This window comes from Paracoccus seriniphilus (assembly GCF_028553745.1).
Taxonomy (GTDB): domain Bacteria; phylum Pseudomonadota; class Alphaproteobacteria; order Rhodobacterales; family Rhodobacteraceae; genus Paracoccus; species Paracoccus seriniphilus.
In genome coordinates this window covers 1,986,779-2,002,311 of record NZ_CP067129.1, presented here as the reverse complement: position 1 = coordinate 2,002,311, position 15,533 = coordinate 1,986,779, and the positions used below count along the sequence as shown (strand labels likewise).

Below are 15,533 nucleotides of genomic sequence, written 5' to 3'. Positions count from 1 at the left end.
GGCGCAGATCCCGCGCGCCATTCCGTCCCCCAAATTTTCGGAGAGCAGCCATGAAGAGAGTGGCCATTGAATTCACGCGCGGCTGGTCGCGCTACAATCCCGGCGAGATCGCCGCCTTTGATGAAGCACAGGCCGTCGAACTGGAGAAATCCGGCTTTGCCAAACGCGCGAAGAAGCAACCCGCCCCCAAGCTGGAAAAGCTGACACTCGAGATCGGTGATATCCGCGACACCGATGCCTTCAAGGAGGCCCTGGGCGAGATCGAGCGCGAATGGCAGCGGCTGGAAGAAGAACGGGCCCGGCTGCTGGCTGAAGAGAAGCGCCTCGAAGGCGTTCGGGCAGAACTCGACCAGCGCATCGATGCCTCCGATCCGGGCGATTTCGGGGTCGTTGATGACAAGGACACGGCTCAAGACGGCGCGGAACCGGCAGAGCCCGAGGTGAAGCGTCCCGCCAAGGGCGGCCTGCCCAAGCAGGGCCGCTAGGGCGCGCTCACCATGAAGGTTCTCACCGATATCGTAGGGCTGCCGATCTCGGCCTCGGAGCTGATCGATCATATCCCCTTCGATCCCGAGGCCGCGCCCAAGCTGCAAGCGCTGATCGAGGCGGCCGTGTCGGTCGTCGAGACGGCCACCAACCGCCCGATGATGCGGCGCGAGGTCGAGATCGAGCTGCCCGCCTGCGGCTGGTCGCTCTTCTGGCTGCCCTGCGCGCCGGTCATTGCGCTGAGGGACGCGGAAGGTGCCGAACTGATCAGCGGTTTCAACGAGCCGCGCATCCGCCGGGGCACCTATGCTGGCGAGACGATCATTGCCGAGGTCGGCTATGAACATCGGGACAGGATCCCGCGCCAGATGCGCCAGGCGGTGATCCTGCTGGTGAAGGAATGGCTCGAGACCGAGATCTCGGTGGGCGAGCGCTATGATGCGCCGGTGCTGAGCTTCGGGTTTCACAGGCTGATCAAGCAGGTCAAATATACCCGCCCGCAGGTGCTGTGCTGATGGCGAGGTTTTCTTATGACCGGTCGGTGCAGTTCTTGCGGGCGGAAATCGTCGATGACGGGTTCCAGTCGCGCCGGGGTGAATATCGTCCCCATGGACCTCGTTGCTGGGCTGCAAAGAGCGAAATCAGCGACGCTGAGAAGTTCGGCGCGGGATCGGTCGTGCCCAACCTGCAGGCGAGGTTCAGACTGCCCTGGTCGAATTTTGCCGCCGGCATCGCACATACCGATCGGATGGCCTGCGAGGGCCGCGTCTACGCGATCGTCGGTATCAAGGAGATCGGGCGCCGGGCTGCCCTCGAGTTCACGACCGCATCGGTGACGCCATGAGTGTCACCATTGATGTCGAGGGCTTTGCCGAGCTGGAGAAGGCGCTCGACAACCTTTCCAAATCCGCGGGCAAAGCAGTCCTGCGCCGTGCATTGAAGAAGGCCGCGCAGCCGACGGCGGATCTTGCCCGCTCGATGGCACCGGTCAAGACCGGCAAACTGGCGAAATCGGTGATCGTGGGAACCCGGCTTGACGGTCGCCAGGCGCGGATCCACCGGCGCATGTTCCGCGATGACAAGGCAGCGGTCGAGATGTTCGTGGGGCCGTCCTATCTGCGTGGGGATGGCGGCAGACATGGCCATCTGGTCGAGTTCGGAACCAGCAAGATGGCGGCGCGACCCTTCATGCGCCCGGCATGGGATCAGGACAAGAACGCCATGCTCGAGCGGCTGTCCGACGAGCTGTGGGCCGAGTTGGAAAAGAGCATCAGGCGCGCCGAGAAACGGGCCGCGAAACTGGCAGCGAAAGGCTGAGCCATGGAAGAGGCGTTCCGCGCGATCCTGCTGGGCAATACCGCCATTGCGGTGCGGGTCGGGGATCGGGTCGACTGGGGCGAGGGGATGCAGGGCGGCGCGCTGCCCTCGATCACCTTGCAGGTGGTCAGCAGCGCAAACCAACACAGCATGCAGGGCCCTGACAGGCTGTCACAGTCGCGGGTTCAGGTCGATGTTTACGCAGCAAGCTATGGCGATGCGAAGGTGCTGCAACGTGCTGTCCTGGGCGCGCTGGACGGATATCGCGGCGGCTCGATGCAGGGAATATTTCACGCGGGATCGCGTGATGGACGGGAAACCGGAACCAGTGAGGCCGAACGGCCTTACCGGGTCTCGATGGATTTCATGACAAACTGGAGCGAATGACATGCCTGATGGTCAGATCGGCTATGGCAGCCGGGTGCGGATCGGAGTCGGCGAGACCCCGACCTGGACCGAACTGGAATTCGTGGGTGACATCGACATGCCTGACGAGCAGATCGATGAAATCGAAGTCACCCACATGAAGTCGCCCGGGCGGCGCAAGCAGTTCATCTCGGGGCTGACGGATGGCGGCGAAGTCAGCATTCCGATGAACTACATTCCCGGCAGCGCCACGGATGTTCTGCTTCTCGGGCTGAAGGCCTCGGGCGAAACCGTGCAGGTCGAAATCACCCTGACCGAGACCGGCACCCCTGAAATCTATGCCGGCTTCCTGAAGGGCTATGCCCGCACGGCCCCCGTCAATGACAAGATGATGGCGACGGCCACCTTCCGTCTGTCGGAGGCGATCGATCCATGAGCAACCGTTTTCTTGGCGAGGCGACGGCTGAACTTCACGGTCGGAGATACACGCTGCGTTGCGATTTCAACGCCATGTGCGAATTCGAGGATGCGACCGGCAAGGATGCCCTGGCGACTTTCGAGGCCTTCGAGGCGGGCAAGGTCAGCGTGAAGGACATGCGGGCCATCATGTGGTCCTTCATGCTGCATCATCATCCCGATGCCACGCTGAAAGAGGCCGGTGAATTGCTGAGCGCGGATGTCGATGTGCTCATGAAGGTCATCAAGGCCGCCAGTCCTTCCCGAGCCGAGGCCGCAGAACTGGGAAACGCCCCGGCCGGACCGGATCCGGCGGGTTAGATTACCTCGCGATGCTGCGCGCCTATGCGGCCGCCGGCTTCCCGCCGGGGGATTTCTGGGGGCTGACGCCGCGGCTCTATTTGACCCATATGCTGGGCGCGTCCGATCGCCTCGAGCGCGAGCATCGCAACACGGCCTGGCTGGCCTGGCATGTCGAGGCACTTCACCGCGCCAAGAAGCTGCCTGACGCAAAGCAGTTCATGTCCGGGGGCGGCGCGCGCGCTGAGAAGCAGGGGCAGGTCGCGATCCGTCTCGGGTGCCTGCGCGCCTCGCTCCCTCGCATCACGCAGGCGCAGTGGCGCGCGCGGTTTTCCAATCAATCGACATCGTAAGGAGGCTGGCCGTGTCGCAATCGGTCATTGGCGCGCTGCGGGTGAACCTCGGACTCGATAGCGCAAAGTTCGAAAGCGGTGCCCGGCGCGTCAAGCAGCCTCTTGCCACGATGCGCAAGCAGTTTCTGGCGGTTGCGGGGGCTGCCTCTGCCCTTGGGGCCGCGATCGGAGCCGCGGCTCTGAAGGGGGCTGGCGATATCGACAAGGCGGCCAAATCGGCCCGGCGGTTGGGCGCGACGGTTGGCGGTTTCCGGGCGCTGGAACTGGCCTCGAGCGAGGCGGGCGTGTCGCTGTCCACGCTGACGGATGCTGTTCAGACAATGGATCGCGAGGTCGCGCGCGGCGGCAAGAACGCGGCGGCGGCGCTTGAAAAGCTGGGCATTGCCGCGGCCGATCTCGATGGCAAGGATGCCGATGAGAAGCTGGCCCTGATCTCGGACCGGGTTGCGGATCTGGGCCTGTCGACCGGTGAAGCCTCGGCGCTGTTGCAGGATCTGGGGGTGCGCAACCGCGAAATGCTGCTGGCGGTCATGGCGGGCGGGAGTGCCTTCAGCAATGCCCGCAAGGATATTGAGGCATACGGGCTGGCACTTGGCAGCACGGATTCATCGGCCATCGAACAGGCAAACGACCGGATCGCGCGGCTGGGGCTGATCGGCAAATATGCCGGCCAGCAGCTTGCCATCACCATTGTGCCGTCACTTGGCCGGATGGCGCAGGCAATGACGGACAGCCTGCGCGAAGGCGGGTTGCTGCGCGCCGTGATCGACGGGTTGGTGAACAATATGCAGCGCCTGGCAAGCTATGTTGCGGTCGCGGTGACCGGCTTCGGTGTGCGCTATGTCGCCGCCCTGGCGGCCGCCAGAGTGGCAACGCTGAGCCTTTCGGGCTCGTTGGTGGTCCTGCGCGGTGCCCTGGTGCGCACAGGGATCGGCGCGCTCATCGTGGCCATCGGAGAACTGTTCTATTGGTTTGGCAGGGTGATCGGGGCCGCTGATGGTTTCCGGGATGCGCTGAGCCGTGTCTATACGGTCGGCAAGGCGGTCTTTTTGGGCGTTGGAAACACCGCCTGGGGATTGCTTGAAATTCTGGGTGGCGTCGCATCCGCGATTGCCTCGTCCTTCACGGCAGCCTTTGCCCAGATCGCGAAGGCCTGGGACGCGCTGGTGAATGGCATGGCGGCGGCATGGAATTCCATTGCGGGCTCGGCCCTTGGCGAAAAGCTCGGGCTTGGATTGCTGGAAAAAAGCGATGCCTCCGGAGATATCCAGAATCTGGCAGACAAGCTTTACAACAATGCCATCGAGAGCATCAGACGCGGCGGGCAGCGCATCAAGGATGCCGGGGCGGGGGTTGCCGAGGCCGTGGCGCAATCCATGACCCCGGTCGGGGGCGCCTCTGAGGCACTGGATCAAGGCATCGCATCTGCCGAGGATCTCGCCGAGTCCCTCGATGAGGTGTCGGCCGCGGCATCGGGAGGTGGGAAATCAGGTGGTGCCGCCGGGGCGATCCGCGATGTCGGCAAGGCCGCAGATGAAACCGGCAAACAGGCCAGCGATCTGAAGGCCTCTTTCGGCTCGGCCTTTGAAGGTCTGGTCACCGGCGCAAAGACCGCGCGGGAAGCGATCGGCGAATTGTTGAGCAGCCTTGCCAGGGTATTTGCGAACCGGGCCTTTGAGGCTCTATGGGCCGGGCTTTCCGGAGGCGGGGGTGCCTCGACAGCGGCTTTTGCAGCGATTGGCATCCCCGCTTTTGCAAATGGCGGGCAGCATGTCGGCGGGTTCCGCCTCGTTGGCGAGCGCGGCCCGGAAATCGAGGCAACCGGGGCGGCCCGCTATTACAGCGCCGCCCAGACCCGCGACCTGATGAGCGGTGGCGGCGGGGCGATGTCGAAGACGCAGGTCGAGATCGTGCCGAGCCAATATTTCGACGCGCGGGTGAAAGAGCTTGCTGACCAAAGCGCATCGCAGATGGGCGTGCAGGTCACCAAGTCGATCCCCTCGCAGATCCAGGAATACAACAAGAACCCGAGAAAGCGCCGCTGATGGCTTTGACATATCCCTATCCGTTAGAGTTCTTTTCCGACCTGTTGCGGGTGAACAAGAGCCGCCTTTACCTGCAGCGGTTTGACGAAAGCTCTGGGTCTGGTGACGGGCGGATCTGGTCGGCTGAACTGTCGCGCCCGCTCTGGGCGGCCGAGCTGAGCCTGGCGGATCGTCCTTCGCCTTTGGCGCGCGAGATCGACGGCAAGATCGACGGGCTGGACGGATCGCGCAAGAGCTTCCTGTTCAGCGATCCGACCTACGGTGGCCCGCAGAACGGTGCCACTGCGGGGCTGGACAGCGTCACGATCGCCAGCATTTCATCGGACAGGTCGCGTGCCGCGTTCTCGGGGTTTCCCGCGGGGTTCGAGCTGATGGTCGGGGATTACTTCTCGATCCGCTACGGGAGTGACAAGGTCTATTTCGGGCGGGTCATGGAAAGTGGCGGATCGGGGGGCGAATTGCGTGAGGTCCGCCCCTATCTGCCGCTGTCGATTTCCGTTGGCGCCAGCGTCGAGCTGGTGAAGCCGTATTTCAAGGCGATCATCTCGCCGGACGGATATGAACCGTTTGACTATGACTTGGGCGATATCGCGCGCGGTGGCAGCCTGAAGCTGGTCCAGAAGCCATGAAGATCCTTGAAGCAAGCCTGATGTCGTCGCTGCAGGCGGCGCGTGACGCGGGGATCGCCCCGGTCTATTTCGCGTGGATCGAGGGGCGCAACAGGGACACCGGCGCGGTCGAAGGGCTGGGGTTCTGGTCGGGCGATGAGGATCACGGCTTCAACGTCCAGACGCCCTCGGGCGGTCTGACCAGCCGCGCCTATATCGGGGGCTGCAATCTCGCGATCAGCGACCCGACCTATGTTGCAGACTGGACCGACAATCCGATCACCGTCTCGCTGTCCCAGATCGCCGATGCGGCGCAATACCTGGCCCGTGGCCTCGATCTGCGGCTGGCCTATGTCGAGACCCATGTGAGCACATGGGATGGCGGTCAGCTGAGTTCCAACCCGCAGCTGCACTGGATCGGGATTGTCGATGATGCGCAGATCTCGACACCCGCCGCCGGGGGCAATGGCGGCATCAGCCTGACCGTGCGCTCGGAGCTGCTGTCGCAGATGTCGACCGTGAACCCGGCCAAGTCATCGGATGCGCATCAGAAGCGCCGCCGGGCGGGTGACAAGTTCTCGATCTACAGCGGCATGATTGCCAGCCGCAAAATCCAATGGTGGAAAGAATGACGCTGCGCAGATTGGATGACTGGCGGGCCCGGCTGTCGGCCGAGCTGGACGCGCAGCGCCGCGTGCCCTTCACCTGGGGCAGCCATGATTGTGCGGTGGGCTTTGCCTGCCGGGTGGTCGAGGCGATCACCGGTGAGGATCTGGCCGCACCCTATCGCGGGCAATATGACAGCCCGCTGGGGGCGCTGCGGATCCTGCGCGAAAGCGGGGCGCTGACGCTTGGGGACTTCGTGGCCATGCATCTGCCCGAGATCAACCCGGCCTTCGCGCGCCTGGGCGATCTGTGCCTTGTTCCGTCAACTGGCCCGATCGGGCAGGGGCTGGGCATGGTCGATGCCACCAGCCTGATCGTGATGACCGAGAGCGGCCACGGGCGTCTGCCCCGCGCCGCCATGATCCGCGCCTTTCGCGTCGGGGAGTAAAACGTGAAGAAACTGCTGATGATCGCTGCCGCATTCTGTGCGGTGGCTGCGCCTGCCCATGCGGATCCGGTCACGGCGATTGCGACGTGGATTTCCGGGACCATCGGTGTGACCGGCGCGACGGCGCTTGCCATCGCCAATACCGTCATTGGTATCGGCGTTTCCCTGATCGCCTCTGCGCTGATGCCCAAGCCCGACTATCCCGGCGCGAATGTGTCGTTCGAGGTCCAGATGGGCGACGACCTGCCGCTGACCTTCACGGTGGGCGAATATGCGACGGCTGGGAAGCGTAAATACATCAAGTCATGGGGCAAGAACACGCGGTTCATCACCGAGGTGATCGAGTTCAGCGCCATGCCGCAGGGTCTGTCGCGCATGTGGATCGATGATGAGCCCTGGAGCGTGGTGCAGGGGCGGCGCGGGTCGGTTCCCACTGCATTCGGGCCTGACCCGATCGAGAGCGTGACCGGATATGACGAGGGCAATCTGCCGTCCGGCCATGTGGATCTGGGCATCGAGCTGGACAATTACCGCGACGATGGCGACAGCACCAACCCGCGCATGTGGGTCAAATGGTATGACGGCACGCAGGCGGCTGCCGACCCGCTGGTGATCTTCGCGGCGACGGATGACACGGATTACCCCTGGACCGATGAGATGATCGGCACGGGCAAGGCCTATGCGGTGGTGACGGTGCGCTATGACAGCGACTCGATGACCAGCTATCCGGCCTATCTGTTCGAACCGGAGCCGCTGCCCCTCTATGACATCCGCCATGACAGCACGAATGGCGGCAGCGGATCGCAGCGATGGGATGACCCGACCACATGGCAGCCGACCAGCAACGCGGCCGTGATCTCTTATAACATCATTCGCGGCATCTCTCATGGCAGCGAATGGATCTATGGCGGCAAGGGCCTGCCGGCATGGCGTCTGCCATCGGCGGAATGGATCGCGGCGGCCAATGCCTGTGACGATCCGGTCAGCCTGTCGGGCGGGGGCACCGAGCCACGCTATCGCTGCGGCATGGAGATCAGCGTCGATGTCGCGCCGGTCGATGTGCTGGAAGAGATCGGCCGGGCCGCGAACATGCGCTTTGCCGAGGTCGGTGGGCAGATCAAGCCGGTTGTCGACCTTCCGGCCACCAGTGTCTTTGCCTTCACGGATGAGGATATCATCATCACCGAAGGGCAGACGATGCAACCCTTCTATCCGGTGTCCGAGACCTATAACGCCCTGTCCGCCACCTATCCCGAACCCGGCGAGAAATGGGCCAGCAAGGACGCGGCGGAATATATCGACGCGGATGCCACGGCGGCGGATGGCGGGCGCTACCTGCCGACCTCGATGAGCTATGGCGCCGTGCCCTTTGCCAGACAGGTGCAGCGGCTTCAGCGCTCGCAGATGCGCGACTTTCGCCGGATGCGCCGTCACCAGTTCTATCTGCCCCCCGAGGCCTATGCGCTGGAACCCGGCATCGACACGGTGTCCTGGACCAGCGCCCGCAACGGCTATGACAACAAGCGCTTCATGGTCGAGACGGTCGTGAAGACGCCGGGCATGAATGTCCTGGTCTCGCTGCGCGAGATCGACCCGTCCGATTATGACTGGTCGGCCAGCTTCGAGGCCCCGGTCACCATCACCCCGCCCAAGAACCCGGTGCGCTTCACGCAGCCGATCAACGGGCTGACCGTGACTGCTGCGCTGATCGAGGATAGCGATGGGGTCGGCCGGCGCCCGGCCATTCTGGTCGCCTGCGATGGCGATGAGGCCGGCGTCACCAATATCCAGATCCAAGGGCGTGTGATCGGGAAGGACACCACGATCGACACGACGCGCAGCTTTGCCGATCCCTATGCCTGGTATCTGCGCGACGTGCTGCCTGCCACGACCTATGAGGTCCGGGCGCGGCTGCTGTCGAAGCTGACATCCAGATCGGAATGGTCGTCTTGGATCTCGGTTACAACGCCGGATGTTGGCCTGACGTGGGCAGACTTCGAAGACGAGGTCCGGCAGGCTGTCGATGATGCCCAGGCGCAGGCCTCCGCGGCGGCGCAGGCGGCTGGAGACGCGGAGGCGAATGCCGATCAGGTCCGCTCTGACCTCACCGCGGCGCAGTCTGCTCTATCCGACGAGGTCGAGGGCGTGCGGTCAGATCTGACGGCAGCGAATACGTCTCTGCAGGCGGATATCGACGCGGCCGAGCAGCTGGCGATGGACAACCTGAACATCGCCCGCGACTACACCGATACATCGGTGCAGAGCGAGGCCGTGGCCCGCCAGACGGCAACGGATGCTCTGGCCGCGCAGATCAACACCCTGACCGCTGTTCTGAACAGCGAGAACTATCTGGAAAACCCGCGCTTCAGCAACGGGCTGACCGGATGGTCCGGGCATACATCTGCGGCCACGGTGGTGGCTCAGGATGAATTGTCGGCTGATCCCATCATTGCCAATGTTCCGGCGGGTCAGTTTGTCGAGCTGGCCAGCAATGCGTCTTTCAATCGCGAGCTGTTGCAGTCGTTCCCGATCGATCTGAATGCTGGCGAGGTCGTCCAGTGGCGATTGCACGCCACCTCGGCCGGGGTCGATCGGGAACTGGCGGTGATGGTGCAGTTCCTTGATGACGGCGGCACGTCATTGGGACATCCCTCGAAAACGATCACGCTGGTCCAGGATGAGTGGCGGGTGTTCTCGGGTCAGGAGGTGCCGCCGGCGGGCACGGCAAGCATCCGGTTCCGGGTCCGCATCACGGCGACAGCCGAGACGGATCCGATTGCCATCACCGATGTCTCGTTCACCAAGGTCGACCAGTCGGCCATGGCCCGGATCACCGATCTGGAGGTCGTTGTCGCGAATGACCAGCAGGCTCTGGCGACATACATCACGACGGCAAACGCGCGGTTTGATGATGCCGAGGCGGCGATCCAGAGTGAGGCCACGACGCGGGCGAATGAAACCAGCGCGCTGTCCTCGACGGCCACCACCTTGAGCAGTCGGATCGATGATGCCGACGCGGCCATCTCTCAGGAGGCCATCACGCGGGCAGATGAAACAAGCGCGCTGAGTGGGACCGTCAGCACATTGAGCAGCCGGCTCGATGATGCCGAGGCCGATATCAGTCAGGAGGCCATCGCGCGGGCCGATGCGGACAGCTCGCTGTCTGCGCTGATCACCACGGTCGAGTCTCGGTTCGATGCCGCGCTGGATAGCGGCAATTACATCCGAAATGGCACGTTCTCCACCGGTGACTTCACCGATTGGGATTCCGTGAATGCGCAGTTCACCATCGAAGAGCGCGACGAGAATGGCAACCTGCATGCCATTCGCTCGGCGCCGACTGCGCATTTCCTGAAAGCGCCGAACACCACCGACCAGATTCAGCTGTTCAATCGTCCTGGCGTGGGCGTGCAGGAAGGGCAGAGGGTCTTGCTGGGTTTCTCTGCGGCTGTCGTGGGTGGGACGCAGTCGGTCTGGACCATTGGCGTGCGTTTCGTGGATGCGGCCGGTGACAATCTGAGTCTGGTGTCCCGCTCGATGACGGTGACGCAGAGTGGCTGGCAGACGAGCGATTTTGCTCCGATCGAGGTGCCAGCGGATGCGGTTGCCATCGGCTATGTCTACCTGCGCCGGAATTCCGGAGCCACGGGCGCGTCCTTTGTCACCAATGTCACGCTCGACAAGGAGCGGGCGTTCGAGGCCATGACGGCGGCGGCGATTGCGGAGGAGGTCGAGGCCAGATCGAGCGAAACTGGCGCGCTGGCTTCACAGATGACCACGGTTTCTGCAGAGGCGTCTCGCGTTCGGACCTTTCGAAATTCGACGGCGCCTGCGGATCCGCGCAATGGGGATATCTGGTATGACACCTCGGATCACAATCGGCCCTATCGTTGGTGGGATGACGAATGGTTGCCAGTCGAGGACACGCGCATCGGGACGCTGGAGGCTTCGGTCACGACGCAGGCGACGGCCATTTCCGACCTCGAGACTGGGGCCAGTGCCGGTTATCTGATCAAGGCGCAGGCGGGCAATTCGGTCTCGTTGCTGGACCTGGTCGCTGCCGATGGATCTGGCGGCACCGCTTCGGTCGCGAAACTGCAGGCTGACGATATCCTGCTGAAGGGCAGTGTCGCCGCCGACATGCTGACGGTGATGGATCTCTCCGGAAATATGGTTCCCGATGCCGAAATGGTCAGCGCGTCGAGCTGGAACGTCGAGGGTGATCCCGATTGGAGCCTGGCCGGTCCGGGGGCATTCGGCTGGTCCCAAAAGCGGAGCGCGGGCGAGGTCAGGTTCTCGGGCGGCGGCGGATCATTCGTCACCAAGTCTGGTGGCGTGTTCCGGGTGGTCGCGGGCGAGGAATACAGTTTTGCCGCCAGCATTCGGCGTGTGTCTGGCGGGACGGTCAATGCGGGCGTCCATGTGCAGTGGCTGGACAATTCCGAAAGCCAGCTGTCGGTGGGCTTGGTGGCGCGTCTGACCGACTCGTCCGGATCGACCCATGACAACACCTCCCTTGTGGCGCCGAATGACGCGCGGTTCGCGCGGATCCGTCTGTCTGTCTATTCCGGCAATATCGGCACGGTCGGCTTCAGCGGTGTGTCCTGTTTGCGCAAGCGCTCTGGCTCGACGCTGATCACGCCGGGCGGTGTCACGGCGGAGCTGATCACGGCAAACACGATGCGGGCGCTTAACGGCCAGTTCGCGGATCTTGCCGCCGCCAATATCCGCGTTGGCAATGCAGAGATCGGGACGCTGCAGATCGACAATAACGCGATCTATGCGCCGTATAATTTCAGCCGGTCGGACATGACCATTTCCCGCAGCCGATCGAACCCGCACAGGATTATCAGCAGGACAATCACTGGCTTTGAGGGTGGTGGCTTCTCGGTGATGTTCTCGGCAGTTGTGGATACGACAGCCCAGGGCCCTGACAACTTTTGCGAGATGTATATGGAAATTGACGGGGTCGAGGTGTCTCGCGCCCGTTTCGGGGCACGCGCCGGTGGTGGCGGGGACGTCAAATTTGCCATTCCTGCGCATCTGTTTGCAACGGCAGTCGGGAACAGCTCGGTGACTATCTCGGTCTATGGGTTCAGCCGTGAATTCAACGATACAACGGTTTCTTCTGGTCCTCTCGATATCACCAACATCACCTTGTCAGTTTCGGGGAGCAAGCGATGACCCGTTATGCCTATCTCGATCCTGATGACGGATCGATCGCCATCGACGATATCGCGCCGGCAGGGATTACATCCTATGCGGTCGCGGACAACACCGACCCGAACAGGATCTATATCAAGGATGATGCCGTCCATGCCGTGCCCCTGCGCCCGGATCATCCATTCGTGGTGTTCGATGTCGCGACAGAGCAATGGGTCGACCCGCGCGATCCGGCGCAGATTGCCGTCGATCTGCATCTGGCGCGATATGCGACCAATACGGACAAGAATCTGGTCTTCTATCGCCTCTCGGCCGCGGGGGCCTATCCGGCATCCGAACTGGCCGATGACAGCACATTCTTTCCCGCAACGGTCGAGGAATATCTGAACAGCCTGCCGCCGGCCGAGCATGACATGGTGAAGGCGGCCCTGAAATACGAGCCGAAAATCTGGCGGCTGCATCCCCATCTGGTCGGCGATGCGGGCATCACCGGTTTCGTGCCGTGGCTGGCCGTCCAGAAGGGCATCACCATCACCGAGGATCAGCTGGACCAGATCTTCGAGGTGCCGGTGCCCGAGCCGATCTACGCAGGGGAATAGGATGACGGTTTTTTCTTTCAAGCCGGGCGCGGCGGCACCCTTGGCAATCCGGCCCGAGCAGGATGACGGCATGGTCCCGGATCTGGCCGGGGTGGCGATGGAGCTGCGCATCGACACCGGCACGGCCTGCCTGTCCTTGCCGGGTATTCTGGATCCCGAGGATCAGCTCTTCGAAGTCGATGTCAACACGCTCGACCTGCCGCCCCGGCTGTATCCGGCTTCGGTCTGTTTCGACTGGGGTGATGGCTGGGTGCGCGAGGGCATCATTCATCTCGATATCGAAAGGGGCTGCTGAAGATGATCATCAAAGTCGGGTTTCGAGGGGGGCGCGGACCAGGCATTCCGGACGGCGCGCCCGGACAGGTCGTCGGATATGACGCGCAGGGCAACCCGGCCGCAATCGATCCCCGCGCAGCAGGGTTGCCGCCCGGCCAGCCGGGGCAGGTGCTGGGCTATGACGCAGAGGGCGTTCCCGGTCCGATCGATCCTCCGGTTCCCACGCATATCGACCTTGGCACGTTCAACTAGGAGAGAAAGATGCCTTCGATTCAACACAAGCGCGGCCTGAAGGCCAATCTGCCATCCTCGGCGCTGCTGGCGGGCGAGATTCATCTGACAACCGACCGCCAGACCGCGCATTTCCCGACCGATGCCGACACGATGGTGCCGATCGTGCCGGCCATTGGCGATCTGACCGCCATGGGCGCCGTCGATGGCGCGGCCGATTTCCTGATGCTGCATGACAGCAGCGCCGCCGGGGTGCAGGCGCGCCGCATCACCGTGGATGCGTTTCGTACCGCGCTGAACATCCCTTCGGGATCAAGCGATGAGCTGGTGGCGGTCACTTCCGGGGGAACCTCGGGCTATCTCTGGGGCACGGATGGCACCGACGGAATCATCCGCATGAACAGCTCGATGAGCTGGTCGAAGGATCCCGGCAACGGCTTCGTGACGCTGGCGGTCGGGGCGGTCGATTGCGGAGAGTTCTGAATGCCGAGCGTGCAGCATATGCGGGGGACGAGGGCGGCTCTGGATGCCCTCGCGAATGCCGGAGGGCTTTTGCCGTTCCAGATCTATGTCCTGACGGATGAGCAGCGCATTGCCGTTGCCTTCACCGAGCGCAGCTATCGGACCTTCTCGCCCGATGCGCCGCTCTATCCGCGCGCTGCCATCAGCCGCTCGACCGTGATCGGGCTCAGCGGCCACAGTTTCTCGGATGCGGGGTGGGGGCATGCTGCGGGCAAGCTGGGCGCGGATGGCAATACCATCCCGGACCACGGCGGCATCCTGTTAAGCGATATCTGGGGTGTCGATCTGAGTGTCGATCCAGATGCCATCCCCTATACGTTCCTGCCGTTTTCCTCGGAGGCGGCGCGCTACGCCATGAATGGTCCCGAGCGGACGGCCAGCTATGACGGCCCGCTCTGGGTGGCACCCTTTGGCAGCCAGGCCACAGGGCGCATGTGGGATCCGGGAACAACCGAATGGACCGAGCAGCGCAACACATTGGTGGCCTATGCTTCCGAGGCTGCCGCCGCCGGGCGGGCCTATATGGTCCTGCCGACGCTGTGGCCGCCGCAGGCGACCAGCGGGCCTGAATATTTTGAAGACATCAATCAGAAGACGCAGCGCCTGCGCGAAGAGATCGAGGCGGCCGTGCCGGGGTTCAAGGTCTGGGTTTGCCCGCGCGGGATGCTGTTCGAATATGCCCTGCAGACCTATGGCACCAGTGTCTATGGCGGCGACGCGCTGCATCCGCGCCGGCCAGATGAAAGCCCGACCCGCTACACCACATGGGCTTTCTCTCGCATGGATGACATGTTCATGACGCAGGAGCGTTGGGATACCACCGGCGATCCGGCTGAGCTGGCCGATCTGACCGACAAGGCCTGGGAGCTTCTGACCAGCTATGAATGGTGTGGCATGGGCGGCGCTGAGGTTATCACCGCGACGCCGGATCCGTGATTGTCGAGCGCGTTTTGCTCGCGGATATCCCAGAGCGGTCGTTCAGGAAGAGGGCATCCACGGACGAAAAGTAAGAGTTGAGCAGCTACTTTCCGATGGTCTCCATGCTGCATGATCGACGCTTCTTTAGGTTTGGCCGGATGAAACTACTTGAATTATGCTTAGCGATAACTTGGCGCATTCGGAGCGAAATCATGTTTCACAATACCCTCTACCGTTTAGAACGAAATCAGAAAGTAAGCCTAGCCTGTCTCGCAACACTTTTTTTGGTGTTGTGCGTCGTTTGGTCGATCACGGATGCAATGAAAGCAAGCTTCAACATGGAGCCAATCGTTGTTTTTTTCGGCGGTATCTCGACGCTTTTAGCTGTCTGGTGGCCTTTCTCGCCCGGATATCGCGACAAGCGGCTAAAGGGACGGATTGTCGCAGATTTTACATGCAACAATGGGCGCTTTTCGATCGGTAATGGAGAACTCACTTTCGAGTTGAAGTTTAGTCGCGCTGGAGTAGACAGTTTGCACTTTTATAACGATCACGTAGAAAGTGTGGCTCTCATTCCAGGCGCGGGCGCCTTTGAAAATGTCGCAGATTGTACATCTGCGAACTTCACCAGCAGGGTTGTCAATCTCGCAGAAGGGCAGATCGCTTGCGTTAAGAACAAGCTTGGCCACTACGCTCTGGTGCAGTTGTTGAGCGTAAGAGATACCAAAAGGGGAGACGATCGAAATGAGTTTAGTTTTCGGTACTTAATTAACCCCAAACAAGCGACAAATTTTACCTAACTGACTGCAGATATGGCTGCCCATGCGTGCTCTTGCTTC

At 62.5% G+C, this 15,533-nt stretch carries 19 protein-coding genes; all 19 read left to right on the top strand.

What is annotated here, in order from left to right:
- The first annotated feature begins 50 nt into the window (after positions 1-50).
- The 19 genes from JHW44_RS09765 to JHW44_RS09675 all read left to right on the top strand — a co-directional run bounded on the left by JHW44_RS09765 (position 51) and on the right by JHW44_RS09675 (position 15,494).
- Positions 51-485: a hypothetical protein gene (locus JHW44_RS09765; protein ID WP_143811507.1), complete on the top strand. Its 435-nt coding sequence runs from the start codon at positions 51-53 to the stop codon at positions 483-485.
- A 12-nt stretch (positions 486-497) separates the two neighbouring features.
- Positions 498-1,001, top strand: coding sequence for a hypothetical protein (locus JHW44_RS09760; RefSeq protein WP_089346012.1), 504 nt, complete (start codon positions 498-500; stop codon positions 999-1,001).
- A complete protein-coding gene (locus JHW44_RS09755; RefSeq protein ID WP_089346011.1) occupies positions 1,001-1,330 on the top strand; it encodes a phage head completion protein in 330 nt (109 codons plus the stop codon). Before JHW44_RS09760 ends, JHW44_RS09755 begins: the two co-directional genes overlap by 1 nt.
- Positions 1,327-1,803 carry an HK97-gp10 family putative phage morphogenesis protein gene (locus JHW44_RS09750; RefSeq protein WP_089346010.1) on the top strand — a complete coding sequence of 159 codons (477 nt, stop codon included), beginning with the start codon at positions 1,327-1,329 and terminating at the stop codon, positions 1,801-1,803. Before JHW44_RS09755 ends, JHW44_RS09750 begins: the two co-directional genes overlap by 4 nt.
- A 3-nt stretch (positions 1,804-1,806) precedes the next feature.
- Positions 1,807-2,190, top strand: coding sequence for a tail completion protein gp17 (gp17, locus tag JHW44_RS09745; RefSeq protein ID WP_089346009.1), 384 nt, complete (start codon positions 1,807-1,809; stop codon positions 2,188-2,190).
- Position 2,191: 1 nt separating this feature from the next.
- Entirely contained in the window at positions 2,192-2,605 is a 414-nt protein-coding gene (locus JHW44_RS09740; protein ID WP_089346008.1) for a phage tail tube protein, read from the top strand.
- Positions 2,602-2,946: a GTA-gp10 family protein gene (locus tag JHW44_RS09735; protein ID WP_089346007.1), complete on the top strand. Its 345-nt coding sequence runs from the start codon at positions 2,602-2,604 to the stop codon at positions 2,944-2,946. Before JHW44_RS09740 ends, JHW44_RS09735 begins: the two co-directional genes overlap by 4 nt.
- A gap of 11 nt (positions 2,947-2,957) precedes the next feature.
- Positions 2,958-3,278, top strand: coding sequence for a hypothetical protein (locus tag JHW44_RS09730; RefSeq protein ID WP_089346006.1), 321 nt, complete (start codon positions 2,958-2,960; stop codon positions 3,276-3,278).
- A gap of 11 nt (positions 3,279-3,289) precedes the next feature.
- The gene (locus JHW44_RS09725) at positions 3,290-5,323 is read left to right on the top strand and encodes a phage tail tape measure protein (protein ID WP_089346005.1); all 2,034 of its coding nucleotides are present in this window, start codon (positions 3,290-3,292) and stop codon (positions 5,321-5,323) included.
- Positions 5,323-5,952, top strand: coding sequence for a hypothetical protein (locus JHW44_RS09720; RefSeq protein ID WP_089346004.1), 630 nt, complete (start codon positions 5,323-5,325; stop codon positions 5,950-5,952). Before JHW44_RS09725 ends, JHW44_RS09720 begins: the two co-directional genes overlap by 1 nt.
- On the top strand, positions 5,949-6,563 hold the full coding sequence (locus JHW44_RS09715; RefSeq protein WP_089346003.1) for a hypothetical protein: 615 nt from the start codon (positions 5,949-5,951) through the stop codon (positions 6,561-6,563). Before JHW44_RS09720 ends, JHW44_RS09715 begins: the two co-directional genes overlap by 4 nt.
- Positions 6,560-6,985, top strand: a complete 426-nt coding sequence (locus JHW44_RS09710) for a DUF6950 family protein (RefSeq protein WP_245847458.1) — start codon at positions 6,560-6,562, stop codon at positions 6,983-6,985. Before JHW44_RS09715 ends, JHW44_RS09710 begins: the two co-directional genes overlap by 4 nt.
- A gap of 3 nt (positions 6,986-6,988) precedes the next feature.
- Positions 6,989-12,169: a phage tail protein gene (locus JHW44_RS09705; protein WP_089346001.1), complete on the top strand. Its 5,181-nt coding sequence runs from the start codon at positions 6,989-6,991 to the stop codon at positions 12,167-12,169.
- The gene (locus tag JHW44_RS09700) at positions 12,166-12,747 is read left to right on the top strand and encodes a hypothetical protein (protein ID WP_089346000.1); all 582 of its coding nucleotides are present in this window, start codon (positions 12,166-12,168) and stop codon (positions 12,745-12,747) included. The genes JHW44_RS09705 and JHW44_RS09700 overlap by 4 nt, the downstream gene beginning before the upstream one ends.
- A 1-nt stretch (position 12,748) precedes the next feature.
- Positions 12,749-13,042 (top strand): hypothetical protein, encoded by a 294-nt coding sequence (locus JHW44_RS09695; protein WP_089345999.1) that lies wholly within the window; start codon positions 12,749-12,751, stop codon positions 13,040-13,042.
- A gap of 2 nt (positions 13,043-13,044) precedes the next feature.
- Positions 13,045-13,275, top strand: coding sequence for a hypothetical protein (locus JHW44_RS09690; RefSeq protein ID WP_089345998.1), 231 nt, complete (start codon positions 13,045-13,047; stop codon positions 13,273-13,275).
- Between the two features lie 9 nt (positions 13,276-13,284).
- Positions 13,285-13,737, top strand: coding sequence for a hyaluronate lyase N-terminal domain-containing protein (locus JHW44_RS09685; RefSeq protein WP_089345997.1), 453 nt, complete (start codon positions 13,285-13,287; stop codon positions 13,735-13,737).
- Positions 13,738-14,712, top strand: a complete 975-nt coding sequence (locus tag JHW44_RS09680; protein WP_143811506.1) for a hypothetical protein — start codon at positions 13,738-13,740, stop codon at positions 14,710-14,712. It abuts the gene before it with no gap.
- Positions 14,713-14,789: 77 nt separating this feature from the next.
- On the top strand, positions 14,790-15,494 hold the full coding sequence (locus JHW44_RS09675) for a hypothetical protein (protein WP_272850268.1): 705 nt from the start codon (positions 14,790-14,792) through the stop codon (positions 15,492-15,494).
- The last annotated feature ends 39 nt before the right edge of the window (positions 15,495-15,533 follow it).

Bases quoted from the DNA above. Each gene is read 5' to 3' on its own strand.
- JHW44_RS09715 (WP_089346003.1), top strand. From the start codon at position 5,949: ATGAAGATCCTTGAAGCAAGCCTGATGTCGTCGCTGCAGGCGGCGCGT.
- JHW44_RS09680 (WP_143811506.1), top strand. From the start codon at position 13,738: ATGCCGAGCGTGCAGCATATGCGGGGGACGAGGGCGGCTCTGGATGCC.
- JHW44_RS09730 (WP_089346006.1), top strand. From the start codon at position 2,958: ATGCTGCGCGCCTATGCGGCCGCCGGCTTCCCGCCGGGGGATTTCTGG.
- JHW44_RS09685 (WP_089345997.1), top strand. From the start codon at position 13,285: ATGCCTTCGATTCAACACAAGCGCGGCCTGAAGGCCAATCTGCCATCC.
- JHW44_RS09710 (WP_245847458.1), top strand. From the start codon at position 6,560: ATGACGCTGCGCAGATTGGATGACTGGCGGGCCCGGCTGTCGGCCGAG.
- gp17 (WP_089346009.1), top strand. From the start codon at position 1,807: ATGGAAGAGGCGTTCCGCGCGATCCTGCTGGGCAATACCGCCATTGCG.
- JHW44_RS09765 (WP_143811507.1), top strand. From the start codon at position 51: ATGAAGAGAGTGGCCATTGAATTCACGCGCGGCTGGTCGCGCTACAAT.
- JHW44_RS09735 (WP_089346007.1), top strand. From the start codon at position 2,602: ATGAGCAACCGTTTTCTTGGCGAGGCGACGGCTGAACTTCACGGTCGG.
- JHW44_RS09740 (WP_089346008.1), top strand. From the start codon at position 2,192: ATGCCTGATGGTCAGATCGGCTATGGCAGCCGGGTGCGGATCGGAGTC.
- JHW44_RS09695 (WP_089345999.1), top strand. From the start codon at position 12,749: ATGACGGTTTTTTCTTTCAAGCCGGGCGCGGCGGCACCCTTGGCAATC.
- JHW44_RS09750 (WP_089346010.1), top strand. From the start codon at position 1,327: ATGAGTGTCACCATTGATGTCGAGGGCTTTGCCGAGCTGGAGAAGGCG.
- JHW44_RS09760 (WP_089346012.1), top strand. From the start codon at position 498: ATGAAGGTTCTCACCGATATCGTAGGGCTGCCGATCTCGGCCTCGGAG.
- JHW44_RS09690 (WP_089345998.1), top strand. From the start codon at position 13,045: ATGATCATCAAAGTCGGGTTTCGAGGGGGGCGCGGACCAGGCATTCCG.
- JHW44_RS09700 (WP_089346000.1), top strand. From the start codon at position 12,166: ATGACCCGTTATGCCTATCTCGATCCTGATGACGGATCGATCGCCATC.
- JHW44_RS09755 (WP_089346011.1), top strand. From the start codon at position 1,001: ATGGCGAGGTTTTCTTATGACCGGTCGGTGCAGTTCTTGCGGGCGGAA.
- JHW44_RS09720 (WP_089346004.1), top strand. From the start codon at position 5,323: ATGGCTTTGACATATCCCTATCCGTTAGAGTTCTTTTCCGACCTGTTG.